Below are 25,349 nucleotides of genomic sequence, written 5' to 3'. Positions count from 1 at the left end.
ATTAGACTGGCTCTGCCGCACGTTCTCCTGCGGTCTCTCCCGGTGTGCCCGTGCGTGCCCGGGTATGTCTAAGAAATACCCCCATACCCTCTGAGCCAAGGACCGTGATCGACGTGAAGGTCGGCATCCCCCGCGAGGTCAAGAACAACGAGTTCCGGGTGGCCATCACCCCCGCCGGTGTGCACGAGCTGGTGCGCCACGGCCACCAGGTCGTCGTCGAGCGCGGCGCCGGCGTCGGCTCCTCGATCACGGACGAGGAGTACGTCGCCGCCGGCGCTCGGATCCTGGACACCGCCGACGAGGTGTGGGCCACGGCCGACCTGCTGCTGAAGGTCAAGGAGCCCATCGCCGAGGAGTACCACCGCCTCCGCAAGGACCAGACGCTCTTCACCTACCTGCACCTGGCCGCCTCCAAGGAGTGCACGGACGCCCTGCTGGAGTCCGGCACCACGGCCATCGCCTACGAGACCGTCGAGCTGCCCGGCCGCGCGCTGCCGCTGCTCGCCCCGATGTCCGAGGTCGCGGGCCGGCTGGCTCCGCAGGTCGGCGCCTACCACCTGATGCGCGCCAACGGCGGCCGGGGCGTGCTCCCCGGCGGTGTCCCGGGTGTGCCGGCCGGCCGGGCGGTCGTCATCGGCGGCGGCGTCTCCGGCTGGCAGGCGGCGCAGATCGCCATCGGCCTGGGCTTCCACGTGACCCTGCTCGACAAGGACGTGAACAAGCTCCGCGAGGCGGACAAGATCTTCGGCACGAAGATCCAGACCGTCGTCTCCAACGCCCTGGAGCTGGAGAAGGCCTGCCTGGAGGCCGACCTCGTCATCGGTGCCGTCCTGGTCCCCGGCGCCAAGGCCCCGAAGCTGGTCACCAACGAACTCGTCTCCCGGATGAAGCCCGGAAGTGTCCTTGTCGACATCGCGATCGACCAGGGCGGCTGCTTCGAGGACTCCCGTCCGACCACCCACGCCGAGCCGACCTTCCAGGTCCACAACTCGGTCTTCTACTGCGTCGCCAACATGCCCGGCGCGGTCCCCAACACCTCCACGTACGCGCTGACCAACGCCACACTGCCGTACATCGTGGAACTGGCCGACCACGGCTGGGCGGGTGCGCTGCGCCGCGACCCGGCGCTGGCCAAGGGGCTCAACACCCATGACGGCAAGGTCGTTTACCGCGAGGTCGCCGAGGCGCACGGGGTGGAGCACGTGGAGCTGTCCTCGCTGCTCGGCTGAGCCGCCCGCCCCGCCCCGGGAAGCCGGTAAGTCGGCTAAGTCACCCACCGGCAAAGGCGATACTCCCCCCGTCGCGGCTTCGCTCGATCGGGGGGAACCCCGCCACAGGCCGTCAACGCCGCGCAACCGGCCGGACCTTGCCCGACAAGGTCCGGCCGGATGTGTGTATGGTCACTTCGCGATTCTCGAGCAACTCGCCTCGAACGTAACCCTTCAACCGATTCGCACACCGGTGAAACCTGCCGTGCGACGGCCGTACGCCCTTGACAGCGGGATGTTTCATTGCCGACACATCGGGCCGGGTCCGGCGGATTGTGTTGCTGCGGACGCCCGACACGCCATAGAGTCGCCAACCGTCGGCATGGTGCCACGCTGACCTGTCTAGAAGTTTCCTGGTCACCAAGGAGGTAAGACGACTTGTGAATGAGTCGACATTTACTCCCGGGGGTGGTCAACCAGGAATGCCTGCACGGGGCCAGGGCTCCGCGGGGTTCGAGGCTGTCGGCTCCGTCGCTGTGCGCACCTTCGCAGCCCACCAGAGTCAGCAGGCGACTCACACAGCACACCAGAAGATGGATGGCCATCACGTGAACGCCATGGCCGGCGACGGAAGTGGCGCGCCCCACAACCACTTCGCCGACTACGACGAACTGCCCGAGGGGCACTTCTACGACCCCGACGCGGAGTACGAGCCCGACCCCGAGTACGCGGCCACACTCGCGCCCGACGCGGCCAGACAGCGCCGGGAGCGCATCGGCCCGACCGGGCGCCCGCTGCCGTACTTCCCGATCCCGGGCCCGCTGACCGACCACGGACCCGCGAAGATCATCGCGATGTGCAACCAGAAGGGCGGCGTCGGCAAGACCACGTCGACCATCAACCTGGGTGCCGCGCTCGCGGAGTACGGACGCCGTGTCCTGCTCGTGGACTTCGACCCGCAGGGCGCGCTGTCGGTCGGACTCGGCGTCAACCCGATGGAGCTCGACCTCACCGTCTACAACCTGCTCATGGAGCGGGGGATGGCGGCCGACGAGGTGCTGCTGAAGACGGCGGTCCCCAACATGGACCTGCTGCCCAGCAACATCGACCTGTCGGCGGCCGAGGTCCAGCTCGTCTCCGAGGTCGCCCGCGAGTCGACGCTGCAGCGCGCCCTGAAGCCGCTGCTGGACGACTACGACTTCATCGTCATCGACTGCCAGCCCTCGCTCGGCCTGCTCACGGTCAACGCCCTGACGGCCGCGCACAAGGTGATCGTGCCGCTGGAGTGCGAGTTCTTCGCCCTCCGAGGCGTGGCCCTGCTGACGGAGACCATCGAGAAGGTCCAGGAGCGGCTCAACCCCGACCTGGAGCTCGACGGGATCCTCGCCACGATGTACGACTCGCGCACGGTGCACAGCCGTGAGGTGCTCGCGCGTGTCGTCGAGGCGTTCGACGACCACGTCTACCACACGGTCATCGGGCGCACGGTCCGCTTCCCGGAGACCACGGTCGCCGGTGAGCCGATCACCACGTACGCCTCCAACTCCGTCGGTGCCGCCGCCTATCGCCAGCTCGCCAGGGAGGTGCTCGCCCGGTGTCACGCCGAGTGAGTCTGCCGGGGGCCGACGAACTCTTCCGTACGACAGGGGGGATGGGACTGCAGTCGTCCACGCCCAGGCGTGCGGCCAACGGCGACGCCCGGGTGCCCGCTCCGGCGGGGGAGGGCGACGCGGCGGCGGTAGCGGGCGCGGAGGACGCGCCGCAGTCGGTGCCGGCGCAGGGCGGCGACGGCGAGGGCGCGGAGCATGTCGCGGCCGACGCGGAGCCGGCCGAGGCCGGGGAGTCCCGCAGTCGTTCCGCGGCCGCCGAGCGGTCCGGCGCCGGGCGTCGGCAGGCGGCGCAGGAAGGTTCTGCCGCCGCTGCCGCAGCGGCGGCACCGCGCAAGCGTGGGCGGGCGGCCACGCGCCGTCCCAGCGGCCGTGAGCGGCACGACGAGAAGATCACGGTGTACGTGTCGGCCGAGGAGCTCATGGACCTGGAGCACGCCCGTCTCGTGCTCCGCGGCGAGCACGGCCTGGCCGTCGACCGCGGCCGCATCGTCCGCGAGGCGGTCGCCGTGGTCCTGGCCGACCTGGAGACCCGCGGGGACGCCAGCATCCTCGTACGACGACTGCGCGGGCGGTAGCGGTAGCCTGCGGGGGCCATGACCTCGAACGCTTCCCCACCTCCCCCCGGCGGCCCGGCCGGCCGTCGGCGTGCGCTGGGGAGGGGGCCGGGGGCTCCGCGGGTGGCTCCGCCGGTGGAGCGGACGGATGCGGTGGAGCCGGATGTGCCGCCGAGGGGCGTGGACGAGCCCGAGGCGCCGCCGACGGCGGCCACGGCTGGGTCTGAGGATCTGTCTGCGGACCCCGCTGGGCCTGAGGTGCTGCCGGCGGCCACGGCCGGATCCGAGGATCTGCCTGAGGGTACCGCTGGGTCCGAGGTGCTGCCTGCGGGTACCGCCGGGTCGCGGGCGCCGTCGCCCGAGGTCGCGGACACCGGCCCGTCGGGTGGGCCGTCGGCCGGGACCGGGGCTGCCGAGTCGGGCGCGGGCCTCGCGGGCGTCGGGGCCGGGGCCGGCATCGATGCCGAGCGCCCCGTCCCGGAGTCGGGGGACGCCGGCGAGTCCGCCGCCGGGCGTGTCGAGGGCGACGACGGGGTCTTCAAGGTCCGGCTCGCCAACTTCGAAGGGCCCTTCGACCTGCTGCTCCAGCTGATCTCGAAGCACAAGCTGGACGTCACCGAGGTCGCGCTGTCCAAGGTGACCGACGAGTTCATGGCGCACATCCGGGCCATGGGGCCGGACTGGGACCTGGACGAGACGACCGAGTTCCTCGTCGTCGCGGCCACCCTGCTCGATCTGAAGGCCGCCCGGCTGCTGCCCGCCGCCGAGGTGGAGGACGAGGCCGACCTCGCCCTGCTCGAGGCCCGGGACCTGCTGTTCGCGCGGCTGCTCCAGTACCGCGCGTACAAGCAGATCGCCGACATCTTCAGCGGGCGGCTCGACGACGAGGCCCGGCGCTACCCCCGAACCGTCGGCCTCGAACCGCACCACGCCGAGCTGCTGCCCGAGGTCGTCATCAGCATCGGGGCGGAAGGGTTCGCCAAGCTCGCCGTGAAGGCGATGCAGCCCAGGCCCAAGCCGCAGGTGTACGTCGACCACATCCACGCCCCCCTGGTCAGCGTCCAGGAGCAGGCGCAGATCGTCGTCGCCCGGCTCAGGGAGCTGGGCGAGGCCAGCTTCCGGGCGCTGGTGGAGGACACCGACGACACCCTGACCGTCGTGGCCCGCTTCCTCGCCCTGCTGGAGCTGTACCGGGAGAAGGCCGTGGCGCTGGAGCAGGAGGCCGCGCTCGGGGAGCTGCTCGTGCGGTGGACCGGCGGGGACGGGGACGAGACACCGACCGTCACCGACGAGTTCGACCGGCCGCCCGAGCCGCCGAAGGAGGAGAAGAAGGCGTGAGCCAGGAAACCACCGAGGTCCCGGCCGGGCTGCGCGACGTCGCCGGTCTCGACCTCAAGCCCGCTCTCGAAGCAGTCCTCATGGTCGTCGACGAGCCCGCGACCGAGGAGCACCTCGCGAAGATACTGGAGCGGCCGAAGCGGCAGATCGCGGACGCCCTGCGCGAACTGGCCGACGAGTACACCGTCCAGGGCCGCGGTTTCGAACTGCGGTTCGTCGCGAACGGCTGGCGGTTCTACACCCGCGCCGCGTACGCGCCCGCCGTCGAGCGCTTCGTGCTGGACGGCCAGCAGGCCCGCCTCACCCAGGCCGCCCTGGAGACCCTGGCCGTCGTCGCCTACCGCCAGCCGGTCAGCCGCAGCCGCGTCTCGGCCGTGCGCGGAGTGAACTGCGACGGCGTCATGCGGACCCTCCTGCAGCGCGGTCTGATAGAGGAGGCGGGCACGGAACCCGAAACAGGTGCGATCCTGTACAGGACGACGAACTACTTCCTGGAGCGGATGGGCCTGCGCGGTCTGGACGAGCTCCCGGAGCTCGCGCCCTTCCTCCCGGAGGCGGAGGCGATCGAGGCCGAGACCCAGGAGGGCGTACCGTCGTTCGACCCGGACGCGCCCGACGACGACGCGCCGGGCCGCCCGGTGAGCCCGGGGACCGACGACGAAGACGACCAGACGGAACTTTGATGCGAAGCAGCGGCAGCGGCAAGAGCGGCGGGCGCGGTAACCACCGCGGCGCCGGCAACAACAGGGACCAGAAGCAGGGGCAGGGCCGCCCCCGCAAGCCCCGCCCCGAGGAGCGCCGCTACGACGTGGGCCCCGGGGCGACCAAGGACGGCCCCAAGGCCGGGCGCGGAGGAGCCGCCCGGGGCGGCGCCAAGGGCGGGCCCAAGCAGCCCCAGCGACAGGGGCGTACGGCCCCGGCGCGCCCCCGTGAGTACGAGGCGCAGATCGAGGAGCGCAACCGCGACCGGTACGCCGGGAAGAAGGAGGTCAAGCTCCCGAAGACCTTCCCCGGCGCCGAGCAGGAGGGCGAGCGGCTGCAGAAGGTCCTCGCCCGGGCCGGCTTCGGCTCCCGGCGCGCCTGCGAGGAGCTGATCGAGGAGGCCAGGGTCGAGGTCAACGGCGAGATCGTCCTGGAGCAGGGCAAGCGGGTCGACCCGGAGAAGGACGAGATCAAGGTCGACGGGCTGACCGTCGCCACGCAGCGCTACCAGTTCTTCGCGCTGAACAAGCCCGCCGGTGTCGTCTCGACGATGGAGGACCCGGAGGGCCGGCAGTGCCTCGGGGACTACGTCACCAACCGCGAGACCCGCCTCTTCCACGTCGGCCGGCTCGACACCGAGACCGAGGGCGTCATCCTGCTCACCAACCACGGCGAGCTGGCCCACCGGCTGACCCACCCGAAGTACGGCGTGAAGAAGACCTACCTCGCGCACATCGTCGGCCCCATCCCGCGCGACCTGGGCAAGCAGCTCAAGGACGGCATCCAGCTGGAGGACGGCTACGCGCGCGCGGACCACTTCCGGGTCGTCGAGCAGACCGGCAAGAACTACCTCGTCGAGGTCACCCTCCACGAGGGCCGCAAGCACATCGTGCGCCGGATGCTGGCCGCGGCCGGCTTCCCGGTCGACAAGCTGGTCCGGGTCGCCTTCGGCCCGATCACCCTCGGCGACCAGAAGTCGGGCTGGCTGCGCCGGCTGTCCAACACGGAGGTCGGGATGCTGATGCAGGAAGTCGACCTCTAGAACTTGTGAGTGACAGGCACCCCCTTTTATAGTCGTGGCGACTATTAAAGGGGGTGCAGGTCATGGACGGCTACGACAAGTACGCCCATGAACCCTTCGCCGTCACGGTCGACCTCGCCGTCTTCACCGTCCGGGACGGCGCCCTGCACGTGCTGCTCGTCGAGCGCGGGCAGGAGCCGTACGCCGGACACCGGGCCCTGCCCGGCGGCTTCGTTCAGCCGGACGAGTCCGCGGAGACGGCCGCGCGGCGTGAACTCGCCGAGGAGACCGGCCTGTCGGACGTCTCGGGGCTGCACCTGGAGCAGCTGCGGACCTACAGCGAGCCCGGCCGCGACCCCCGGATGCGGGTCGTGTCGGTCGCCTTCGCCGCGCTGCTGCCCGACGCGCCCGAGGCGCAGGGCGGCAGCGACGCCGCCCGGGTCGACTGGGTGCCCTACGGCACGGCCGGGCCGCTCGCCTTCGACCACGACCGCATCCTGGCCGACGCCCACGACCGCGTCGGCGCCAAGCTCGAGTACACCTGCCTCGCCACGGCCTTCTGCCCGCCCGAGTTCACCCTCGGCGAGCTCCAGCGGGTCTACGAGACCGTGTGGGGCACCGCGCTCGACCGGCCCAACTTCCGGCGCAAGGTCCTCGCCACGCCGGGCTTCGTCGAACCCGTCCCCGGCGCCGCGCGGCTGACCGGCGGCCGGGGCAAACCCGCCGCGGTGTACCGCGCCGGTGCCGCCACCACCCTCCATCCGCCTCTCCTCCGGCCGTCCCGGGAAGGACACCCCGCATGACCACGCTCGTTCACAAGCAAGCCGCCACCGGAGCACTCACGGGGCTCGCCCTCGGGGACGCGCTGGGATATCCGACCGAGTTCAACGACGTGCCGACGATCATCGCCAAGCACGGGCCGTGGCGGGAGCTGCCGTTGCCGAAGCACGCCTACGTCTCGGACGACACGCAGATGACCCTGGCGGTGGGACGGGCGGTGCGCTCGGCGATGGACCGGGGGCTGCTCACCCCGATGGTGCTGGCCCGGACCCTACGTGAGGAGTTCGTGGACTGGTACCAGTCGCCGCAGAACAACCGCGCCCCCGGCGGGACCTGCCTCAGGGCCTGCTCGCTGCTGAAGGACGAGGCCCGGCCCTGGCAGGACGCCAGCCAGATCGGTTCCAAGGGCTGCGGTGCCAACATGCGCGTCGCGCCCCTGGGCCTGGTGCCCGGCCTGAGCGACGAACAGCGGGCGGGCGCCGCCCAGTTGCAGGCGGCGCTGACCCACGGGCATCCGACGGGCCTCGCGGCCGCCGACCTCACCGCGCACGCCGTACGCCTGCTCGCGCAGGGCACCGAGCCGGCCGCGCTGGTCGGGCTGCTCCGGTCGTACGCCCTGGAGAACCGCAGCCACTACCACGAGCGCTGGCTCGGCGACCTGTGGCGTCGCGCCCAGGATGCGAGCCCCGAGCAGTTCATCGCGCGCGGCTGGGACGAGTGCCTGGAGATCCTCGACCGCCTCCAGCACGCCGTGCGCACCGTCTCGCCCGAGACCGACCCGTGCCTGGCCACCGGCGAGGGCTGGATCGCCGAGGAGGCCCTGGCGACCGGGCTGCTGTGCTTCCTGCTCTTCCCCGAGGAGCCGGTGACGGCCCTGCGCCGCGCCGCCTGCACCGCCGGCGACTCGGACTCGATCGCCTGCCTGGCCGGGGCCTTCGCGGGCGCCCACCTGGGCGCTGAGGCCTGGCCGAGCGACTGGGCCGACCGCATCGAGTACCGGAGCGACCTGCTGACCCTCGGGGCGCTCTGGGACGCGTGACGGCTGCCGTCACAGGGCTGCTCGGCGTACCCGGACGAGGAAGTCCTCCACGCGCCGCCGGTCCGGTTCCGCCGGGAGCGGGCTGCGGCCGGCGGCCTCGTGGGCCTCCCGCTCCAGGCGGGTCATCCAGGACGCGACCTCGGACCAGGTGACCTCGCCGCGCTTCACCGCGAGCAGCGGCTCGCGGTGCTCGCCGACGTCGACGGTGAGGCCACCCGTGCGCAGCAGGTCCCGGGCGCTGATGAGCAGGCGCAGCAGGTGCATCGCGTGCTTCCAGCGGGGCGTGCCGTGGGCGCGGACGTCGGCCTCCAGCTTGCGGCGCTGGCTGTGCGCGTACCGCGTGAACGTCTCGTGGACCCGCCGGGACAGGAACGCCCCCCGCAGGGCGAGAAGCTCGCGGCCGGTGTCGTCGGCGTACTCCACGAGCGGGGAGTGCAGGCACTCAAGGATGTTCGGGTTGGCGCGCAGGGCCAGCTCGCAGAACCGCTCCAGCTCCCAGCTGAACTGCTCCTCGCCGGGCCCCTCGACGTGCGTCGGCGGCTTGTCGAAGCGCCAGAACAGGGGCGTGGGGGCCAGGAACACGCCCCGGCGGTCGGTGTCGCTGCCGTCCGTAGCCAGCCCGAAGGCGCGCGACCCCATCACACAGGCGTAGATCGTGTGGTCGCGTACCAGGGTTTCGGGCTGCATGTCCGGGAGCGTACGCGGAACCCTCAGGCCAGCCGCACCGAATTTCCCTCCACGGTGATCCGCTCGGCGGGCAGCGGCCGGGTCGCCGGGCCGTTGGCCACCGAGCCGTCGGCGATGTGGAACCTGCTGCCGTGGCAGGGGCAGTTGATCGTGCCGTCGGAGACCGAGCCCACCGTGCAGCGCTGGTGGGTGCAGATCGCCGAGAACGCCTTGAACTGCCCCCGCTCCGGCTGGGTCACCACGACCTCGTCGTCCTTGAAGATCTTGCCGCCGCCGACCGGGATCTCGTCGGTGGAGGCCAGCTCCTTGCCGCCCGGGGCGCCCGTCTCCGTGCCGGTGGCCCCCTGGTCGGTGGGGGTGGCCGTCGACGCGGAACCGTTGTCGTCCCCGCCTCCGCCGCAGGCCGCGACGAGCGCCGCCGCGCCCGTGGCGCCTGTCGCGAGGAGGACCGTGCGGCGTGTCGTGCTGGGGGTCATGTCGTCACTCCGAGGATGCCGAAGACGGATAAATCGGAAATAGCTGCATCCTGGCACCGAACCCGCTCAAGGAGAAGCAACCTCGGCGTCTCACCCGGCGGGCGCCGCGCACCGGTGCCGCGCGGGCTGACTAGGCTTGACACGCAGAGCGACAGGCACGTCAGCAAGGAGCAGCGCCGTGGCGGTACGAGCGGTCCGGGGAGCCGTCCAACTCGAACGGGACGAGGCCGGGCACATGGACGAGCAGGTCGGGGCCCTGCTCACGGCCATCCTGGAGCGCAACGGCCTCACCGCCGACGACCTGATCAGCATCTGGTTCACGGCCACGCCCGACCTGCACAGCGACTTCCCGGCCGCGGCCGCGCGCAAGCTCGGCATCGTCGACGTCCCGCTGATCTGCGCCCAGGAACTCGACATCGAGGGCGCCATGCCCCGCGTCGTCCGGGTCCTCGCGCACATCGAGTCCGACCGGCCCCGCGCCGACATCGCCCACGTCTACCTCGGCGCCGCGGGCGCCCTGCGCAAGGACATCGCCCAGTGAGGACCGCACTCGTCATCGGCACCGGCCTGATCGGCACGTCCGCCGCCCTCGCCCTGTCCCAGCGGGGCGTCACGGTGCACCTCGCCGACCCCGACCCCGAGCAGGCCCGTACGGCGGCCGCGCTCGGCGCCGGCACGGACGAGACGCCCGACGGGCCCGTCGACCTGGCGATCGTCGCCGCCCCGCCCGCGCACGTGGCCGACGTGCTCGCCGACGCCATGAGCCGCGGCCTGGCGCGCGGCTACCTCGACGTCGCCAGCGTCAAGGGCGGACCGCGCCGCGAGCTGGAGGCACGCGGCCTCGACCTCGCGGCCTACATCGGCACGCACCCCATGTCGGGCCGGGAGAAGTCCGGCCCGCTCGCCGCGACCGGCGACCTCTTCGAGGGCCGCCCCTGGGTGCTCACCCCGACCCGGGACACCGACACCGAGGTGCTGAACCTCGCCCTGGAGCTGGTCTCGCACTGCCGTGCCGTGCCGGTCGTGATGGACGCCGACGCCCACGACCGGGCCGTCGCCCTCGTCTCCCACATGCCCCACCTGGTCTCCAGCCTGGTCGCCGCGCGCCTGGAGCACGCCGAGGAGGCCGCCGTACGGCTGTGCGGGCAGGGCATCCGGGACGTGACGCGGATCGCCGCCTCCGACCCCCGGATGTGGATCGACATCCTCTCCGCGAACCCCGGGCCGGTCGCCGACCTGCTCACGGAGGTCGCCGCCGACCTGGAGGAGACCGTGCGGTCCCTGCGCGCGCTGCAGTCCTCCGACGACCACAAGCGCCGCGAGGGCACCGGCGGGATCGAGGACGTCCTGCGGCGCGGCAACGCCGGGCAGGTCCGCGTCCCCGGCAAGCACGGGTCCGCTCCGCGCGCCTACGAGGTCGTGGCCGTGCTCATCGACGACCAGCCCGGTCAGCTGGCCCGGATCTTCGCGGACGCGGGCATGGCGGGCGTCAACATCGAGGACGTGCGGATCGAGCACGCGACGGGGCAGCAGGCCGGTCTGGTGCAGCTCATGGTGGAGCCGAAGGCCGCGCCCGTGCTGTCCGCCGCGCTGCGGGAGCGCGGCTGGGCGATCCGGCAGTAGCCCGTGAGGTGCTGTCGGGCCGGTTCTGGGGGCTGCTGCCCCCAGGCCCCCGCTGCGGCCTGGACGGCCTCGTCCTCAAGCGCCGGACGGGCTGGAAGTGGCCGAGCGCCGCTGTCACCCACGCGCGGCCGGACGAGTGACACGAACCCAGTAACCTTGTGCGGGGCAGTCGCGCCCCCACCCCGCCAGCCCGGTCCAGGAAGGTCCCCCACTGTGGAAAGCGCCACGCCAGTGATTGTCGCCATCGACGGCCCCTCCGGCACGGGCAAGTCGAGCACCTCGAAGGCCGTGGCGGCACAGCTCGGGCTGAGCTACCTGGACACCGGCGCCCAGTACCGGGCGATCACCTGGTGGATGGTGAACAACGGCATCGACATCGACGACCCCGCCGCGATCGCCGCCGCGGCCGGCAAGCCCGAGATCGTCTCCGGCACCGACCCGCAGGCCCCCACCATCACCGTCGACGGCGTCGACGTGGCCGGCCCGATCCGCACCCAGGAAGTCACCTCCAAGGTCAGCGCGGTCAGCGCGGTGCCCGAGGTGCGGGCCCGGATCACCGAGCTGCAGCGCTCGATCGCGGCCTCCGCGGAGAACGGCATCGTGGTCGAGGGCCGGGACATCGGCACGACCGTGCTGCCGGACGCCGACCTGAAGATCTTCCTCACCGCCTCCGCGGAGGCGCGCGCCGCCCGGCGCAGCGGTGAGCTGAAGGGCGCCGACGTGCACTCCACCCGCGAGGCCCTGATCAAGCGCGACGCCGCCGACTCCAGCCGCAAGACCTCCCCGCTCGCCAAGGCGGACGACGCCGTCGAGGTGGACACCACCGAGCTCACGCTGGCCCAGGTCATCGAGTGCGTCGTCACGCTCGTCGAGGAGAAGCGGGCCGGGAAGTGAGTCTCCCTTCGGAAAAGGGCGCCGAGGTCGGGCGGCGCATCGGCGTCGGCCTGATGTACGGGCTGTGGAAGCCGCGGGTGCTGGGCGCCTGGCGGGTGCCCACGAGCGGGCCGGTGATCCTCGCGGTCAACCACTCCCACAACATCGACGGCCCGATGGTCATGGGCGTGGCGCCCCGGCCGACGCACTTCCTGATCAAGAAGGAGGCGTTCGTCGGCCCGCTCGACCCGTTCCTGACCGGCATCGGCCAGCTGAAGGTGGACCGCGACACCACCGACCGCACAGCGATCACCCGGGCGCTCGGCGTCCTGGACAACGGCGGCGTGCTCGGCATCTTCCCGGAGGGCACCCGGGGCGAGGGTGACTTCGCCTCGCTGCGCGCCGGGCTCGCCTACTTCGCGGTGCGCAGTGGTGCCCCGATCGTGCCGGTCGCCGTGCTGGGAAGTTCCGACCGGCCGGGACGGTTGATAAAGGCGCTGCCTCCGCTGCGCTCGCGCGTCGACGTCGTCTTCGGCGAGCCCTTCGAGGCCGGCGACGGCAGCGGCCGCCGTACGCGCAAGGCGCTCGACGAGGCGACCGGGCGCATACAGAAGCAGCTGGCCGCCCACCTGGAAAACGCCAGGCGCCTCACCAGGCGCCAGGCGACACTTGAGTAGTGGATCAGCCCGGACGACAGCGGGTACTCCACCGACCACCACGATGAACGAGGTACGGACTTCATGAACGACCACATCCAGCCCGAGGGCGCGCACGAGCACGACCACGGGGCGCTCGGCGACGCCGAGTACGCGGAGTTCATGGAGCTCGCCGCGGAGGAGGGCTTCGACCTCGAGGACGTCGAGGGCGCCATCGAGGCGGCGGGCCACGGCCCGCTGCCCGTGCTCGCCGTCGTCGGCCGCCCCAATGTCGGCAAGTCGACCCTGGTGAACCGCATCATCGGCCGCCGCGAGGCGGTCGTCGAGGACAAGCCGGGTGTCACCCGTGACAGGGTGACGTACGAGGCCGAGTGGGCGGGCCGCCGCTTCAAGGTCGTCGACACCGGCGGCTGGGAGCAGGACGTCCTCGGCATCGACGCCTCCGTGGCCGCCCAGGCCGAGTACGCCATCGAGGCCGCCGACGCGGTCGTGTTCGTCGTCGACGCCAAGGTCGGCGCCACCGACACCGACGAGGCCGTCGTCCGGCTGCTGCGCAAGGCCGGCAAGCCGGTCGTGCTGTGCGCCAACAAGGTGGACGGCCCGAGCGGCGAGGCCGACGCGGCGTACCTGTGGTCGCTGGGGCTGGGGGAGCCGTACCCGGTCTCCGCGCTGCACGGCCGCGGTACGGGCGACATGCTCGACCAGGTCCTGGAGGTGCTGCCCGAGGCGCCGCGCGAGACGTTCGGCGGGGGCGGCATCGGCGGCCCGCGCCGCATCGCCCTGATCGGCCGCCCGAACGTCGGCAAGTCCTCCCTGCTGAACAAGGTGGCGGGCGAGGAGCGCGTCGTCGTCAACGAGCTGGCCGGAACCACCCGCGACCCGGTCGACGAGCTGATCGAACTCGGCGGAGTCACCTGGAAGTTCGTCGACACCGCCGGCATCCGCAAGCGCGTCCACCTCCAGCAGGGCGCCGACTACTACGCCTCGCTGCGCACGGCCGCCGCCGTCGAGAAGGCCGAGGTGGCGGTCATCCTCATCGACGCCGCCGAGTCCATCTCGGTGCAGGACCAGCGCATCGTCACCATGGCCGTCGAGGCGGGCCGCGCGATCGTCCTGGCGTTCAACAAGTGGGACACCCTCGACGAGGAGCGCCGCTACTACCTGGAGCGGGAGATCGAGACGGAGCTCGGCCAGGTGGCGTGGGCGCCCCGGGTGAACGTCTCGGCGCGCACCGGGCGGCACATGGAGAAGCTGGTCCCGGCGATCGAGACGGCCCTGGCGGGCTGGGAGACCCGGGTCCCGACGGGCCGGCTGAACGCCTTCCTCGGCGAACTGGTCGCCGCCCACCCGCATCCGGTCCGGGGCGGCAAGCAGCCGCGCATCCTGTTCGGCACCCAGGCGGGCACCAAGCCGCCGCGGTTCGTGCTGTTCGCCTCCGGCTTCATCGAGGCGGGCTACCGGCGCTTCATCGAGCGCCGCCTGCGCGAGGAGTTCGGCTTCGAGGGGACGCCGATCCACATCTCTGTGCGGGTGCGCGAGAAGCGCGGCAAGAAGAAGTAGCGAAGCAGGAAGGGGAAGGGGCGGCCCCCGACGGGGCCGCCCCTTCCTCTGTGCGGTGCTCGCTCAGACGCCGCTGCGCCGGCCCGGCGGCAGTGCGGCGGGCACGTGGTGCATGCCCGGGCCGCCGTGCGAGCCGATCGTCCCGACACGCTGCCATTGCGGCTGCTGTCCGGCAGTGTGCCGGGCGCTCTGCGCCCCCGCGCTGTAGGCGCTGTACGAGCTGCCGTATGAACTGCTGTACGAGCCCGTACTGTGCGGAATGTTCCCGAAGGCGGTGAAGCCCAGCTTCTCCTCGCCGCTGCGGTCGCCGGGCAGTGCGCGGAAGGACTTGACGTACTCGGCGTAGAGCGCGTCATAGATCGGCGTGGCCGATGGGCCGCCCTGGGAGTCCTGGGCCGACCGCGCGGAGGGGACCGACGAGAAGGACTGGCGGCGGGGAACGTCGTATGCGTGCACGTATGTCCAAACGACCCCGCGGGTCAAGGGATGCGGCCCCGGTTACGGCTTTCGCAGGGCTGCCGCCCACGCGGGTGACACGCGGCTCAGGTGCCGGCCAGGGGCAGCGCCGCACCGACGAGCTGTCCGTTGGCCGCCGCCTTGTCCAGTGCGTCCCGCAGCAGGTCCTCGCGCGGCTGGCGGCCGATCGAGCCGACCGGCGCGGCGAACATCAGCACCTGCTGGTGCTTGTTGGCGGCCGCCCGCCAGCCCTCGGTGACCTGCAGCGGCTGGTGCGCCTGCCACCAGGCCACCGGCTGGCCGCCGTTGCTGCCGGGCTGGAGCACCGCGTGCAGCCGGCCCACCGCGAGCAGTACCGACCAGCCGTGCAGCACCGGCGGTACGGCGGACAGCTCGGGCAGCGGCATGAAGCCCTGCTCGATCAGCAGCGGCAGGAAGTCGTCGCCGGCGCCGGTCGTGCCGGGCCGGGCGATGGGCGCGGTCGGCTCCACCACCAGGGCCGGGTGCAACTCCCCGCCGATCAGGACCAGTCCGCTGGTGACGCCGAGCACCGCCTGCTCGGGCACCACCTTGTCGGGCTCCAGGTCGACGGTGTCGCCGGTGATGGACTTCACGGCGCCCCGGAGCTGCTCCTCGGTGACCTGGACGACCTGCGAGGGCAGGCAGCCGGCGTGGGCGAAGGCGAGGACGGCGGTCTCGTCCCCGATGAACAGGACGGTGCTGGTGCGCTCCTGCTCGGAGTCGCCCGGGGTGCGGCAGGACGTGCAGTCGTAACTGCCCGGGGCGGTCTCTCCGGCGAGCAGGCGGTCGGCTTCTTCGTCGCCGATCTCGGCGCGTACCTCGTCGCTGACGTCGAGCATGCGCGGCACGGGTGGCTCCCTCGGGGATGTGGTGCGGGGCGGGGCCGGGTGGCTCCCGGTCCGTGGTCCGGGCGGGTCCCGGCTCATGAAGAAGACAACGGGCGATCTGTGGCGGGAGTCACGCCCCGGAGCGAACGGAATCGAACCATCCAGCGCGCGGGGTCACGTTCGGTCCGGAATCGCCCACTCAGCGCCAAGTGGGCGCCCTGCAAAGGGCGTTGGGCTGGTGAACTGGGGAACAGGCCATCGGGCGGGTTGGTCGACAAATCCGGAAATCCGCGAATGAAGTGGGTGTCCGGAAATTGCCGTTACCCGAGGTATCGATGAACTGGCCTGCCCCGACGGGCGACTGGTTGATGCCGGACCGTCAACCTCCTTGGATTCCTGTGCCGGTACCACTCGCCCCGACGCTCGGAAGAACCAGGGGGCGGACTCCAGTTCGCCGCCTCCACCTGGCGGGCCTACGGCGGCACCGCCTACGCGCCCACCGCGTCGCCGACCGGGCGAGCAGGTCCCAGCAGATCGCCGTCGCCACCAAGGTCCAGCGGGCGCAGGGCTGGGACGCCCGGCCGACCTGCTCGGCACGCGCCGGGGCGAGCGGCGGCGCGCCCGCCACCGACCCGGTGACTCTGAGCCGCTGCTCCCCCTCGCCGTGACACGGGCCCCGTCCGGTCGGTCTGACCGGGCGGGGTTCCGGCGCTTCGGGTCAGGGCGCGATCTCGCCCGCCTCCCCGGCGAACACGACGGCTCCGCGCCGCAGTTCGTACACCAGGACGGGCCGGCCGCGCAGGGCGGGCGGCAGCCGCTGCTCGGCGACCACCACGCAGGCGTCCAGCCCGCCCAGCAGCTCGTAGGTGCGGGCCGCGACCGCGGGCGACATGCCCTGGGCGGGCTCGTCGACGAGCACCACGCGCGCGTGGGCCAGCAGTGCCCGGGACAGGGCGAGCATGCGCTGCTCCCCGCCGGACAGGGTGCCGGCGCGGCGCTCCAGCAGGGGCCGCAGCTGCGGGTAGGCGTCCAGGGCCGCGTCGTGGTCCGGGGCGGCGAGGGCGAGGTTCTCGCGCACGGTGAGCGAACCGAACACGGCCTGCCGCTCCGGGACCAGGCACAGTCCGCGCCGGGCCCGCTCGTACGCGGGTACGCGGGTCACGTCGGCCCCGTCCCACACCACCGCGCCGCCCGACAGGGGGACGGTGCCGGCCAGCGCGCGCAGGACCGTCGTACGGCCGGAGCCGTTGCGGCCCAGCAGCACGGTGAGACCGGGGCCGGGGGCGGCGAGGGTGACACCGTGCAGGGCCTCCAGCGGGCCGTAGCGCACGCGCGCGTGGCGCAGGGAGAGGGTCGTCATGGGCCGTCCCCCGCGCTCCGGGGCGTCCGGGAGGCCGACCGGCGGGCTCCCGGCTCCAGGGCGTTCAAGGTGCTCATCGGTCGGCCCCTGTGCCCAGGGCGTCCAGGACGCGCTCGGGGGGACCGGAGGCGACGATCCGGCCCGCGGTCATCACGTGCACGACGTCGGCGAGGCCGGCCACCAGGTCCAGGTCGTGCTCGACGACGAGCAGGGCCGTGCCGTCGGCGGCCAGGGCCTTCAGGACGCGGGCCAGGGCGGCGACTTCGGCGGTGTCGAGGCCGGCGGCGGGCTCGTCGAGCAGCAGCACGCGGGGGCCGCCGGCCAGGACCCGGGCCAGTTCGACGCGGCGCAGCGTCCCCGTGGGCAGCCCGGCGGCGGGCAGCGTCCGCAGCGGCCCGTCCAGCCCGAGCAGCCTCAGCATCCGCTCCACGGCCCCCCGGTCGGTCACCCGGCCCTGCTCGGCACCGACCCGGACGTTCTCGGCGACGGTCAGCGAGGGGAAGACGGCCAGTTGCTGGAAGGTCCGCGCGACCCCGAGGCGGGCGCGGGCGTGCGCGGGCAGCGCGGTGATGTCCCGCCCATCGAGCCGCACGGTCCCGCGCGCGGGCCGCAGCGTCCCGGCCAGACAGTGGAACAGGGTGCTCTTCCCGGCCCCGTTGGGGCCCACGACCGCGGTGATCCGCCCCGGGGAGAGGTCGAGGTCGACTCCGTGGAGGGCGGTGAAGCCGCCGTAGCGGGCGTGCAGGTGACGGGCGGTGAGAAGGGGAGCGGTGGGGGCGGGCGGTGTGCGGGGGACCGGGGAGGCCGGTGGAGGGCCGCCGGTGCGGGATGTCCCGGCACCCGTGGCTGTCGCCCCTACCGGCGGCGGTGCCGCCCTGGCCGTCCGCGGCTCGGGGCGCAGCAGCCGACGGGCCCGGGCCCCCACCGGCGTGAGGGCCGGTGCGCGCCGTAGCCGCAGGCGTTCCGTCGTCGTGCGCAGGGCCTCGTACGGGCCGCCGGGGAAGCGGCCCACCAGGACGGCCAGGACGCCGATCAGGGCCGCCGCGACGCCGCCGCGGGTGCCCGCGTCCAGGCCGACCAGGAGGGCCGCGGCGGCGAGGGCGCCCAGGGTGCTGTCGGCGCCCAGCACCACCACCGCGGCGAACCACAGCAGCCCGCGCACCGGGTCGTACGCGGCGGCGTCGAAGGCGCGCAGGCCCATGCCGAGCATGCCGCCGCCCAGCGCGGCGAGCGCGGCGCCCGCCACGAAGGCGCGCAGCTTGAGGGACGGCACCTGGACGCCCGCCGCCTGCGCGCCCGCCTCGTGGTCCCGCATGGCCGCCAGCGCCCGGCCCGTCCGGCCCCGGCGCAGCGCGTGCGCCGCGAGCAGGGCGGCCGCCAGCAGCACCAGCTCCAGGATGTAGTACGCCCGGTCCCCGTCGAAACCGGCCGGGCGGCCCAGCGACAGGCCCGCCGTGGCGTACGGCTGGGCGAAGACGAAGCGGCTCACCCCCACGCCGATCGCGAACGTCGCCAGCGCCAGCGCCAGGCCCCGGCGGCCGATCGCCGGCCAGCCCGTCAGCAGGCCGAGCGGCGCAACCAGGACGACCGCCACCGCCAGGGCCGCCAGCTCCGGCAGGGCAGGCAGGCCCGGGAAGCGGCCGGCCGCCAGCAGCGCCGTGAACAGGGCGCCGAGCCCCGCGTAGGCCGCCTGCCCCAGCGAGATCTGGCCGCCGCGGCCGGTGACCACCACCAGGGACAGCAGGATCACGGCCAGCGCCGGGACCTGCACCGACGTGTGCAGGTCCCGGCCGGCGAGGCCCAGCGGCAGCAGGAACAGCACGCCCGCCACGATCCACGCGCCGGGCGGCGTCGGCACCCGGGCGGTCGCCGTGCGCGGCAGCGCGTCGCGGGCGCCGACCCCTGGCAGCACCAGCGCCGCGACCAGCAGCGCGACGACGAACAGGTTCGTCGTCGCCGCCTGGAGCAGCGGCTCGCCCCACCCGGACGGGTGCAGCCGCGTCAGCTGGCTCTGCGCCACCCCGATGCCCAGCGCCACCACCACCGCGACCGGCAGACTCCGCATCCGCGCGGCCACCGCGACCGCCACGACCTCCATCACGAGCAGCGGCAGCCCGTACGGGTCGAGCCGCACGTACGGCGCCAGCAGCACGCCCGTCAGGCCCGCCGTGAACGAGCCGAACGCCCAGCCCGCCGCCGCCACCCGGTCCGCGTCGATGCCGCCCAGCACGGCGAGCCGCCGGTCGTCGACCACGGCCCGCAGCTCCCGCCCGAACCGCGTCCACCGCACCACCGCCGCGACCCCGGCGGCCAGCACCAGCACCACCGCCAGCTGCCCCCACGGCTCGTCCGGCACCAGCTCCGGCGCGTCGTCCCGCGCCCCCTGCCCCCACAGCAGCGCCGCCCCGCCCACCAGCAGCACGAACACCCCGATGGACGCCACCAGCGTCTGCGCCGGGTCCGAGCCCAGGACCGACAGGGGCCGGAAGACGAACCGCTCCAGGACGACACCCAGGCCCGGCGCCAGCACCAGCAGTGTCACCACCGCCCCGAGCCACAGCGGCCAGCCCCACTCGACCACGCACTGCCGCAGCGCGTACGCGCACACCATCGCGATCGCGCCGTGCGCGAAGTTGAGCACGCCGGTCGCGCGGTACGTCACGATCAGGCCGATCCCGGTCAGCGCCGCCGCGCTGCCGACGGAGAGGCCGGCGAGGGTGAGGTCGTACGTGAGCGAGGACATCAGTCGGTTTCTTCGACCGGCTCGCAGATCGGGCAGGGGCCCAGTTCACCGCTCGCCACCAGCTTGGAGTCCACCGGGACCGCCTCCGCCTTGCCCGCGACCAGGGGACAGTCCGCGCGGTGCCACAGCGTGCCGCCCGGCACCATCCGCAGCTCGCCGCTGACCGCGAGCGGCGCGGTGGCGGCCTGCCCGGTCTCCTCCGCCTCGGCCGGCTCGGCCGCCACCAGCAGGCCGTACAGCTCCTCCACGCGCGCGGCGGCCACCGAGCCCCGCCCGTGCGCCAGCAGCACCGCCCCGGCGACGATCAGCGCGGCGCCGGGGACCGTGCAGGAGGCCAGGTAGGGCAGCTGCCGTTCGGCGTAGCGCTCGCCGGAGACGCCGTACCAGCCGACGACGCACAGCACCGCGCCGGCGGCCAGCGCGGCCCAGCCGGCCCACAGGACGGGATGCACGGTCCTCAGTCGGCTTGTCCGCATCGCTGGCTCCCACACGTCGGTCGTGGCTGGGCACGCGCCTGGCTGCCTGTTCAAGTCCGCCGATCGCTTGCACTATGCCCTGTGGAAGCTGACCCTGAAAGCACCGGGCGCGCATGGCCCGGACCGACACCCGGTGGTGAGCCAGATGGTTCTCGGCAGCGACCTCAGGCGGGGGAACGCGACAGGGGGCCCGCGCACCGCGGGACGGGGCACGGCGATCACGGCCGCCCTCGTACTGGCCCTCTTCCCGGCCCTCGCGGCATGCGGCGACGACAACGGCGGCTCAGACGGCACCACGCCACCCACACCGACCGCGGAGCGCACCACGAGCGCCCCGGCCAGCGCCCCCGCGGACCGGGCGGCGGCCGAGGCGGAGATCAAGCGGAACTGGCAGAGGTTCTTCGACCCGAAGACCTCCGCCCAGGACAAGGTCGCCGTCCTGGAGAACGGCGACCGGATGGCCCCCGTCCTGGAGGCCTTCAGCGGTGACGCGCGCGGCGGGCAGGTCCAGGCGCAGGTCACCAAGGTCGAGTTCACCTCGGCGACCGAGGCGGACGTGACGTACACGCTCACCCTCAAGGGCGCCACCGCCCTGCCCGACGCCTCCGGGACGGCCGTGGAGCAGGACGGCACCTGGAAGGTGTCCGCCAAGACGCTGTGCGCGCTGGTGCAACTGAGCGGCAATGCGTCGCCGGTCCCGGGCTGCTGAGGCCGTCGCCGCCGCGCTGCTGCTCGCCCTGAGCGCGGCCTGCGGCAGCCGGCTCCCGGAGAGCGACTTCGAGCACGACGACCGCACCCCCGCGCCCCGCGACACCGCGCCGCTGCGGGTCGGCATCATCACCAGCGCCACCAGCCCGGTCGGCGGCGCCGCCTTCACCGGCCCGCGCGACGGGGCCAGGGCCTGGTTCGACCGGCTCAACGCGCGCGGCGGCATCGACGGCCGCCGCGTCGAGGTGCGCCTGTGCGACGACGGCGGCAGCGGCGTCGGCAACAACGAGTGCGTGCACCGACTGGTCGAGGAGGACGAGGTCGTCGCCCTCGTGGCGACCACCGCCCTCGACTACGCGGGCGCCTCGCGCGTCTCCCGCGCGCGCGTGCCCGACATCGGCGGCCAGCCCATCGGCGCCGCCTACGACACCTATCCGCACCTGTACGGCATCTACGGCAGCCTCGCGCCCCGGAACGGCACCACCGGCTGGGACGGCACCCTGTACGGCGGCACCGAGGTCTACCGCTACTTCAAGCGCGAGCACGGCGCCCGCACGGCGGCCGTCGTCTCCTACAACCAGTCCGCGTCCGCCGCCTACGCCCGGCTGGTCGAGCGGGGCCTGCGCGCCGAGGGCTACCAGGTCGTCACCGAGCAGGTCGACTTCGCCCTGCCCAACTTCCGCGCCGTCGCCGCCGACCTGAAGGAGCAGGGCGCCGACCTGGTGTTCGACGCCATCGACGGGCACGGCAACGCCCGGCTCTGCCGGGCCATGGACGAGGTCGGCGCCCACGTCACCGCCAAGGTGACCAACGTGCAGAACTGGACGTCCACCGTCCCCGACGACTACGAGGACGCCCCGCGCTGCCGCAACGCCCTCTGGGCGACCGGCTCCAGCCGCAACTTCGACGACACCCGCCACCCGGCCGTACGGGAGTTCCGCGAGGCGACGAAGGACCTGAAGACGCACTCCCAGTGGCAACTGGAGGGCTGGGCGGCCGCCCGCTGGTTCACGGACGCCGCGCGGTCCTGCGCGCGCACGGGCATCACGCGCGCGTGCGTCGACGCCTACATGAACCGCAGCCAGGGCTACACCGCCGGCGGCCTGCTCCTCCCCGTCGAGTTCGCCCGGCTGCCCGAGCCGCCGAAGACCAGCGACACCTGCCTGTCGGTGGCCCGCTGGCAGGACGGGAAGGGCTGGGTCGGCCAGGGGGACATGAACCGCACCTGCTTCACCGTCCCGCAACTGCCCTACAGGCCTTGAGGACAGCAGCTGTCCGCAAGGGCTGGCAGACTCGCCCCATGTTGGAGACCTCGGCACGTCTGCTGCGTCTGCTGTCCCTGCTCCAGGCCCACCGCGAGTGGACCGGCCCCGACCTGGCCGAGCGGCTCGGTGTCAGCGCCCGCACCCTGCGCCGGGACGTGGACCGGCTGCGCGAACTCGGCTACCCGGTCAACGCCAGCCCCGGCACCGGCGGCGGCTACCAACTGGGCGCGGGCGCCGAACTGCCGCCGCTGCTGCTGGACGACGACGAGGCCGTGGCCGTGGCCGTCGGACTGCGCACGGCCGCCGGACAGGGCATCGAGGGCATCGGCGAGACCTCCGTCCGCGCCCTCGCCAAGCTGGAACAGGTGCTGCCCGACCGGCTGCGCCGCCGCGTGGGCGCCCTCAACGCCTTCACCGTGCCCATGCTGCGCGGCCCGGCGCCCTCCGCGGTCGACCCGGCCGTGCTGACCGAACTCGCCCACCTGTGCCGGGACGCCGAACGGCTGCGCTTCGCGTACGAGGGCCACGACGGCACCTCCTCCCGCCGCACGGTCGAACCGCACCGCCTGGTGTGCACCGAGCGCCGCTGGTACCTGGTCGCATGGGACCTCGACCGGCAGGACTGGCGCACGTTCCGCGTGGACCGCCTCACGCCCAAGCCGCCGCACGGCCCCCGCTTCCCGCCCCGCGAGCCGCCCGCCGAGGACCTCGCCGCATACGTCTCCCAGGGCGTCTCCACGCGCGTGTACGCCACCCACGCCGTCGTGCGGCTCCTGGCGCCCCTGGAGGAGGCCGCCGCGCACATCTCGCCCTCCGCCGGAGTGCTGGAGGCCGAGGGCCCCGACACCTGTCTGCTGCGCTGCGGCGCGGGCAGCCTCGACGTGATGGTCATCCACGTGGTGATGCTGGGCTTCGAGTTCGAGGTGCTGGAGCCGGAGGGGCTGATCGAGGCGGTCAGGAGGACTCGCGACCGGCTTGATGGGGCTCTGGCTCGGGCTGCGCAGTCACCGCCGCGTACTCGGGATGGTGCAGGTCGAACGCCGGCGACTCCGAGCGGATCCGGGGCAGCGTCGTGAAGTTGTGCCGGGGCGGCGGGCAGGAGGTCGCCCACTCCAGGGAGCGGCCGTAGCCCCAGGGGTCGTCGACCTCGACCTTCTCGCCGTACCTGGCGGTCTTCCACACGTTGTAGAGGAACGGCAGCGTCGAGATGCCGAGCAGGAACGCGCCGATGGTCGACACGGTGTTGAGCGCCGTGAAGCCGTCCGCCGCGAGGTAGTCGGCGTACCGGCGGGGCATGCCCTCGGCGCCCAGCCAGTGCTGCACCAGGAACGTGGTGTGGAAGCCGACGAAGAGCGCCCAGAACTGGATCTTGCCGAGCCGCTCGTCGAGCATCTTCCCGGTGAACTTGGGCCACCAGAAGAAGAACCCGGCGAAGATCGCGAAGACGACGGTGCCGAAGACGACGTAGTGGAAGTGCGCGACCACGAAGTACGTGTCCGTCACATGGAAGTCCAGCGGCGGCGACGCCAGGATCACCCCGGTGAGCCCGCCGAACAGGAACGTCACCAGGAAGCCCGTCGCCCACAGCATCGGCGTCTCGAAGGACAGCGAGCCCTTCAGCATGGTGCCCGCCCAGTTGAAGAACTTCACACCCGTCGGCACCGCGATCAGGAAGCTCATGAAGGAGAAGAACGGCAGCAGCACCGCGCCGGTGGCGAACATGTGGTGCGCCCACACGATCATCGACAGGCCGGTGATCGCCATGGTCGCCCCGACCAGCGTCAGATAGCCGAACAGCGGCTTGCGGCTGAAGACCGGGATGATCTCCGTGATGATGCCGAAGAACGGCAGCGCGATGATGTACACCTCGGGATGGCCGAAGAACCAGAACAGGTGCTGCCACAGGATCGCCCCGCCGTTGGCCGCGTCGAAGACCTGCGAGCCGAACCGCCGGTCCGCCTCCAGCACCAGCAGCGCCGCCGCCAGCACCGGGAACGCCATCAGGATGAGGATCGACGTGAACAGCGTGTTCCACACGAAGATCGGCATCCGGAACATCGTCATGCCGGGGGCGCGCATCCCGATGATCGTGGTGATGAAGTTGACCGCGCCCAGGATCGTGCCGAAACCCGACAGCGCCAGACCCATGATCCACAGGTCGGCGCCGATGCCCGGTGTGCGTTCCGCGCTGTTGAGCGGGGCGTAGGCGAACCAGCCGAAGTCGGCCGGCCCGGAGGGCACCAGCAGCGAGCCGAGCACGATCAGCCCGCCGAACAGGAACAGCCAGTACGAGAACATGTTCAGCCGCGGGAACGCGACGTCGGGCGCGCCGATCTGCAGCGGCATCAGCTCGTTCGCGAAGCCCGCGAAGGTCGGCGTCGCGAACAGCAGCAGCATGATCGTGCCGTGCAGCGTGAACGCCTGGTTGAACTGCTCGTTGTTGATGATCTGGAGGCCGGGGCGCGCCAGCTCGGCCCGCATCAGCAGCGCCATCACGCCGGCGACCAGGAAGAACACGAACGACGTGATCAGGTAGAGGTGGCCGATCTTCTTGTGGTCCGTCGTCGTGAGCCAGTCGACCACCACCCGCCCGTGCCGCGTCCGCTGCTCGGGCGCCGTCGCCTGTACGGTCTGCGTCCCCATCGCTCGCCCCTTCGCTCATCGCGTACCGGGCCCGCCGCAGCCCGCGCCACACGTACCCGCGAGCCCACGTCATGATGCTCGCGGCACGGCGGGCTCCGACAGGGGGCGTACCGGCCTCTTCACGCCGAAGCCCTGCCAATTCCGGTGCGGTGTACCGCCCCGCGGACCCGGTGCGGGGCCGGAATGGAACGAGTCCCGGGGGAACTTCTCCCGGGTCATTCCGACGGGCTTTTCCATCAGCTCATGCGACTGCCGGGAATTACGGTCGAATGCCTGCGGAAGGCCTACGGAACCGCTCGTCCGTGTGACCGGCACTCCCCGAAACGCCTGTCGTGATCTTGTGACAGAAGCGTGACAGGAGACGGACGGCGACCGGGGTCGCGGGCCCGGCCTTCCCCGGTCGCCGGGCAGGACATAGCGTGGCCGCATGGCATCGATTCCGACACCTTCCGCGGAACCCGACGACAGCCCGGACACCTATGTCGGCCTCGCGGCCGACCGGGCCGAACGCCTCGCGCGCGAGCGCGGCTGGGCGACGGTGCGCGCGCTGCCGCCGGGGGCGATCATCACGATGGAGTACCGCGTGGGCCGGCTGAACTTCGAGGTGAAGGGCGGCCGGGTGGCGCGGGCCTGGAAGGGCTGAGACACCGCGAAGGCCCCGGTTCCGCTCGGGAACCGGGGCCTTCGCCCTGTCCGGCCGGGTGTGCGTACCGGCCCGGTCGT

General features: G+C 72.8%; 24 protein-coding genes and 2 pseudogenes. 18 read left to right on the top strand and 8 right to left on the bottom strand.

All coding sequences use genetic code 11. From position 1 onward, the window contains the following. Window positions 1-104: 104 nt before the first annotated feature. From ald to C1703_RS07665, 8 genes are all read left to right on the top strand, one after another. Complete coding sequence (gene ald, locus C1703_RS07700) at window positions 105-1,229, top strand: alanine dehydrogenase (RefSeq protein WP_157993084.1); 1,125 nt, start codon at window positions 105-107, stop codon at window positions 1,227-1,229. Window positions 1,230-1,690: 461 nt separating this feature from the next. Further along, window positions 1,691-2,818, top strand: coding sequence for a ParA family protein (locus C1703_RS07695; protein ID WP_078651145.1), 1,128 nt, complete (start codon window positions 1,691-1,693; stop codon window positions 2,816-2,818). Continuing rightward, on the top strand, window positions 2,803-3,393 hold the full coding sequence (locus C1703_RS07690) for a hypothetical protein (protein WP_114251188.1): 591 nt from the start codon (window positions 2,803-2,805) through the stop codon (window positions 3,391-3,393). Before C1703_RS07695 ends, C1703_RS07690 begins: the two co-directional genes overlap by 16 nt. An 18-nt stretch (window positions 3,394-3,411) precedes the next feature. Continuing rightward, the gene (locus C1703_RS07685; protein ID WP_114251187.1) at window positions 3,412-4,710 is read left to right on the top strand and encodes a segregation/condensation protein A; all 1,299 of its coding nucleotides are present in this window, start codon (window positions 3,412-3,414) and stop codon (window positions 4,708-4,710) included. Further along, complete coding sequence (gene scpB, locus C1703_RS07680; protein WP_031121128.1) at window positions 4,707-5,393, top strand: SMC-Scp complex subunit ScpB; 687 nt, start codon at window positions 4,707-4,709, stop codon at window positions 5,391-5,393. The genes C1703_RS07685 and scpB overlap by 4 nt, the downstream gene beginning before the upstream one ends. Continuing rightward, entirely contained in the window at window positions 5,393-6,454 is a 1,062-nt protein-coding gene (locus tag C1703_RS07675; RefSeq protein WP_114251186.1) for a pseudouridine synthase, read from the top strand. The genes scpB and C1703_RS07675 overlap by 1 nt, the downstream gene beginning before the upstream one ends. Window positions 6,455-6,516: 62 nt before the next feature. Continuing rightward, window positions 6,517-7,236 carry an NUDIX domain-containing protein gene (locus C1703_RS07670; RefSeq protein ID WP_114251185.1) on the top strand — a complete coding sequence of 240 codons (720 nt, stop codon included), beginning with the start codon at window positions 6,517-6,519 and terminating at the stop codon, window positions 7,234-7,236. Next, complete coding sequence (locus tag C1703_RS07665; RefSeq protein WP_114251184.1) at window positions 7,233-8,252, top strand: ADP-ribosylglycohydrolase family protein; 1,020 nt, start codon at window positions 7,233-7,235, stop codon at window positions 8,250-8,252. Before C1703_RS07670 ends, C1703_RS07665 begins: the two co-directional genes overlap by 4 nt. Before the next feature lie 9 nt (window positions 8,253-8,261). Here the strand turns inward: C1703_RS07665 and C1703_RS07660 are convergent, their stop codons facing one another. Both C1703_RS07660 and C1703_RS07655 read right to left on the bottom strand, forming a co-directional pair. Continuing rightward, complete coding sequence (locus C1703_RS07660; RefSeq protein ID WP_114251183.1) at window positions 8,262-8,939, bottom strand: nucleotidyltransferase domain-containing protein; 678 nt, start codon at window positions 8,937-8,939, stop codon at window positions 8,262-8,264. A gap of 23 nt (window positions 8,940-8,962) precedes the next feature. Beyond that, a complete protein-coding gene (locus C1703_RS07655; RefSeq protein ID WP_114251182.1) occupies window positions 8,963-9,415 on the bottom strand; it encodes a Rieske (2Fe-2S) protein in 453 nt (150 codons plus the stop codon). A gap of 178 nt (window positions 9,416-9,593) precedes the next feature. Between C1703_RS07655 and aroH the strand changes: the two genes are divergently transcribed. The 5 genes from aroH to der all read left to right on the top strand — a co-directional run bounded on the left by aroH (window position 9,594) and on the right by der (window position 14,127). Beyond that, window positions 9,594-9,956, top strand: coding sequence for a chorismate mutase (aroH, locus tag C1703_RS07650; RefSeq protein WP_114251181.1), 363 nt, complete (start codon window positions 9,594-9,596; stop codon window positions 9,954-9,956). Continuing rightward, complete coding sequence (locus C1703_RS07645) at window positions 9,953-11,038, top strand: prephenate dehydrogenase (protein WP_114251180.1); 1,086 nt, start codon at window positions 9,953-9,955, stop codon at window positions 11,036-11,038. Before aroH ends, C1703_RS07645 begins: the two co-directional genes overlap by 4 nt. A gap of 213 nt (window positions 11,039-11,251) precedes the next feature. After that, the gene (gene cmk / locus C1703_RS07640; protein ID WP_114251179.1) at window positions 11,252-11,932 is read left to right on the top strand and encodes a (d)CMP kinase; all 681 of its coding nucleotides are present in this window, start codon (window positions 11,252-11,254) and stop codon (window positions 11,930-11,932) included. Between the two features lie 53 nt (window positions 11,933-11,985). Continuing rightward, window positions 11,986-12,588: a lysophospholipid acyltransferase family protein gene (locus C1703_RS07635; RefSeq protein WP_114257331.1), complete on the top strand. Its 603-nt coding sequence runs from the start codon at window positions 11,986-11,988 to the stop codon at window positions 12,586-12,588. Between the two features lie 63 nt (window positions 12,589-12,651). Next, complete coding sequence (gene der / locus C1703_RS07630; RefSeq protein ID WP_031121139.1) at window positions 12,652-14,127, top strand: ribosome biogenesis GTPase Der; 1,476 nt, start codon at window positions 12,652-12,654, stop codon at window positions 14,125-14,127. Window positions 14,128-14,190: 63 nt separating this feature from the next. On the opposite strand, the gene C1703_RS07625 is transcribed toward der, so the two are convergent. After that, the gene (locus C1703_RS07625) at window positions 14,191-14,583 is read right to left on the bottom strand and encodes a hypothetical protein (RefSeq protein ID WP_114251178.1); all 393 of its coding nucleotides are present in this window, start codon (window positions 14,581-14,583) and stop codon (window positions 14,191-14,193) included. Between the two features lie 86 nt (window positions 14,584-14,669). Beyond that, window positions 14,670-15,452 carry a hypothetical protein gene (locus tag C1703_RS07620; RefSeq protein WP_114251177.1) on the bottom strand — a complete coding sequence of 261 codons (783 nt, stop codon included), beginning with the start codon at window positions 15,450-15,452 and terminating at the stop codon, window positions 14,670-14,672. A gap of 417 nt (window positions 15,453-15,869) precedes the next feature. Between C1703_RS07620 and C1703_RS40110 the strand changes: the two are divergent. Beyond that, window positions 15,870-16,057: pseudogene (locus C1703_RS40110) on the top strand (transglycosylase family protein); the annotation flags it as partial. 92 nt (window positions 16,058-16,149) lie between these two features. Here C1703_RS40110 and C1703_RS07610 read toward each other — a convergent pair. The 3 genes from C1703_RS07610 to C1703_RS07600 all read right to left on the bottom strand — a co-directional run bounded on the left by C1703_RS07610 (window position 16,150) and on the right by C1703_RS07600 (window position 20,010). Next, a complete protein-coding gene (locus C1703_RS07610; RefSeq protein WP_114251176.1) occupies window positions 16,150-16,791 on the bottom strand; it encodes an ATP-binding cassette domain-containing protein in 642 nt (213 codons plus the stop codon). Window positions 16,792-16,864: 73 nt separating this feature from the next. Next, complete coding sequence (locus C1703_RS07605; protein WP_114251175.1) at window positions 16,865-19,534, bottom strand: branched-chain amino acid ABC transporter permease/ATP-binding protein; 2,670 nt, start codon at window positions 19,532-19,534, stop codon at window positions 16,865-16,867. Next, complete coding sequence (locus C1703_RS07600; protein ID WP_114251174.1) at window positions 19,534-20,010, bottom strand: hypothetical protein; 477 nt, start codon at window positions 20,008-20,010, stop codon at window positions 19,534-19,536. The genes C1703_RS07605 and C1703_RS07600 overlap by 1 nt, the downstream gene beginning before the upstream one ends. 145 nt (window positions 20,011-20,155) lie before the next feature. Here C1703_RS07600 and C1703_RS07595 point away from each other — a divergent pair, with 145 nt between their 5' ends. The 3 genes from C1703_RS07595 to C1703_RS07585 are packed head-to-tail and all read left to right on the top strand — an operon-like array spanning window position 20,156 to window position 23,059. Further along, window positions 20,156-20,719: a hypothetical protein gene (locus C1703_RS07595; protein WP_198678109.1), complete on the top strand. Its 564-nt coding sequence runs from the start codon at window positions 20,156-20,158 to the stop codon at window positions 20,717-20,719. Beyond that, a complete protein-coding gene (locus C1703_RS07590) occupies window positions 20,694-21,980 on the top strand; it encodes an ABC transporter substrate-binding protein (protein WP_114251173.1) in 1,287 nt (428 codons plus the stop codon). Before C1703_RS07595 ends, C1703_RS07590 begins: the two co-directional genes overlap by 26 nt. Before the next feature lie 38 nt (window positions 21,981-22,018). Further along, window positions 22,019-23,059, top strand: coding sequence for a YafY family protein (locus C1703_RS07585; RefSeq protein WP_114251172.1), 1,041 nt, complete (start codon window positions 22,019-22,021; stop codon window positions 23,057-23,059). Between the two features lie 43 nt (window positions 23,060-23,102). Here the strand turns inward: C1703_RS07585 and ctaD are convergent. Beyond that, a pseudogene (gene ctaD / locus C1703_RS07580) lies at window positions 23,103-24,626 on the bottom strand (cytochrome c oxidase subunit I); the annotation flags it as partial. A 427-nt stretch (window positions 24,627-25,053) separates the two neighbouring features. Between ctaD and C1703_RS07575 the strand changes: the two are divergent. Then, window positions 25,054-25,269, top strand: a complete 216-nt coding sequence (locus tag C1703_RS07575; RefSeq protein WP_114251171.1) for an I78 family peptidase inhibitor — start codon at window positions 25,054-25,056, stop codon at window positions 25,267-25,269. Window positions 25,270-25,349: the final 80 nt, after the last annotated feature.

Origin of the sequence: Streptomyces sp. Go-475, from assembly GCF_003330845.1 — a bacterium.
Classification (GTDB): domain Bacteria; phylum Actinomycetota; class Actinomycetes; order Streptomycetales; family Streptomycetaceae; genus Streptomyces.
This window is presented reverse-complemented; position numbering and strand designations above follow the sequence as displayed.

Coding starts and splice junctions, on each gene's coding strand:
- C1703_RS07695 (WP_078651145.1), top strand. CDS start 1,691: ATGCCTGCACGGGGCCAGGGCTCCGCGGGGTTCGAGGCTGTCGGCTCC.
- C1703_RS07685 (WP_114251187.1), top strand. CDS start 3,412: ATGACCTCGAACGCTTCCCCACCTCCCCCCGGCGGCCCGGCCGGCCGT.
- C1703_RS07675 (WP_114251186.1), top strand. CDS start 5,393: ATGCGAAGCAGCGGCAGCGGCAAGAGCGGCGGGCGCGGTAACCACCGC.
- C1703_RS07670 (WP_114251185.1), top strand. CDS start 6,517: ATGGACGGCTACGACAAGTACGCCCATGAACCCTTCGCCGTCACGGTC.
- C1703_RS07665 (WP_114251184.1), top strand. CDS start 7,233: ATGACCACGCTCGTTCACAAGCAAGCCGCCACCGGAGCACTCACGGGG.
- C1703_RS07660 (WP_114251183.1), bottom strand. CDS start 8,939: ATGCAGCCCGAAACCCTGGTACGCGACCACACGATCTACGCCTGTGTG.
- C1703_RS07655 (WP_114251182.1), bottom strand. CDS start 9,415: ATGACCCCCAGCACGACACGCCGCACGGTCCTCCTCGCGACAGGCGCC.
- C1703_RS07635 (WP_114257331.1), top strand. CDS start 11,986: ATGTACGGGCTGTGGAAGCCGCGGGTGCTGGGCGCCTGGCGGGTGCCC.
- der (WP_031121139.1), top strand. CDS start 12,652: ATGAACGACCACATCCAGCCCGAGGGCGCGCACGAGCACGACCACGGG.
- C1703_RS07610 (WP_114251176.1), bottom strand. CDS start 16,791: ATGACGACCCTCTCCCTGCGCCACGCGCGCGTGCGCTACGGCCCGCTG.
- C1703_RS07605 (WP_114251175.1), bottom strand. CDS start 19,534: ATGTCCTCGCTCACGTACGACCTCACCCTCGCCGGCCTCTCCGTCGGC.
- C1703_RS07600 (WP_114251174.1), bottom strand. CDS start 20,010: ATGCGGACAAGCCGACTGAGGACCGTGCATCCCGTCCTGTGGGCCGGC.
- C1703_RS07595 (WP_198678109.1), top strand. CDS start 20,156: ATGGTTCTCGGCAGCGACCTCAGGCGGGGGAACGCGACAGGGGGCCCG.
- C1703_RS07590 (WP_114251173.1), top strand. CDS start 20,694: ATGCGTCGCCGGTCCCGGGCTGCTGAGGCCGTCGCCGCCGCGCTGCTG.
- C1703_RS07585 (WP_114251172.1), top strand. CDS start 22,019: ATGTTGGAGACCTCGGCACGTCTGCTGCGTCTGCTGTCCCTGCTCCAG.
- C1703_RS07575 (WP_114251171.1), top strand. CDS start 25,054: ATGGCATCGATTCCGACACCTTCCGCGGAACCCGACGACAGCCCGGAC.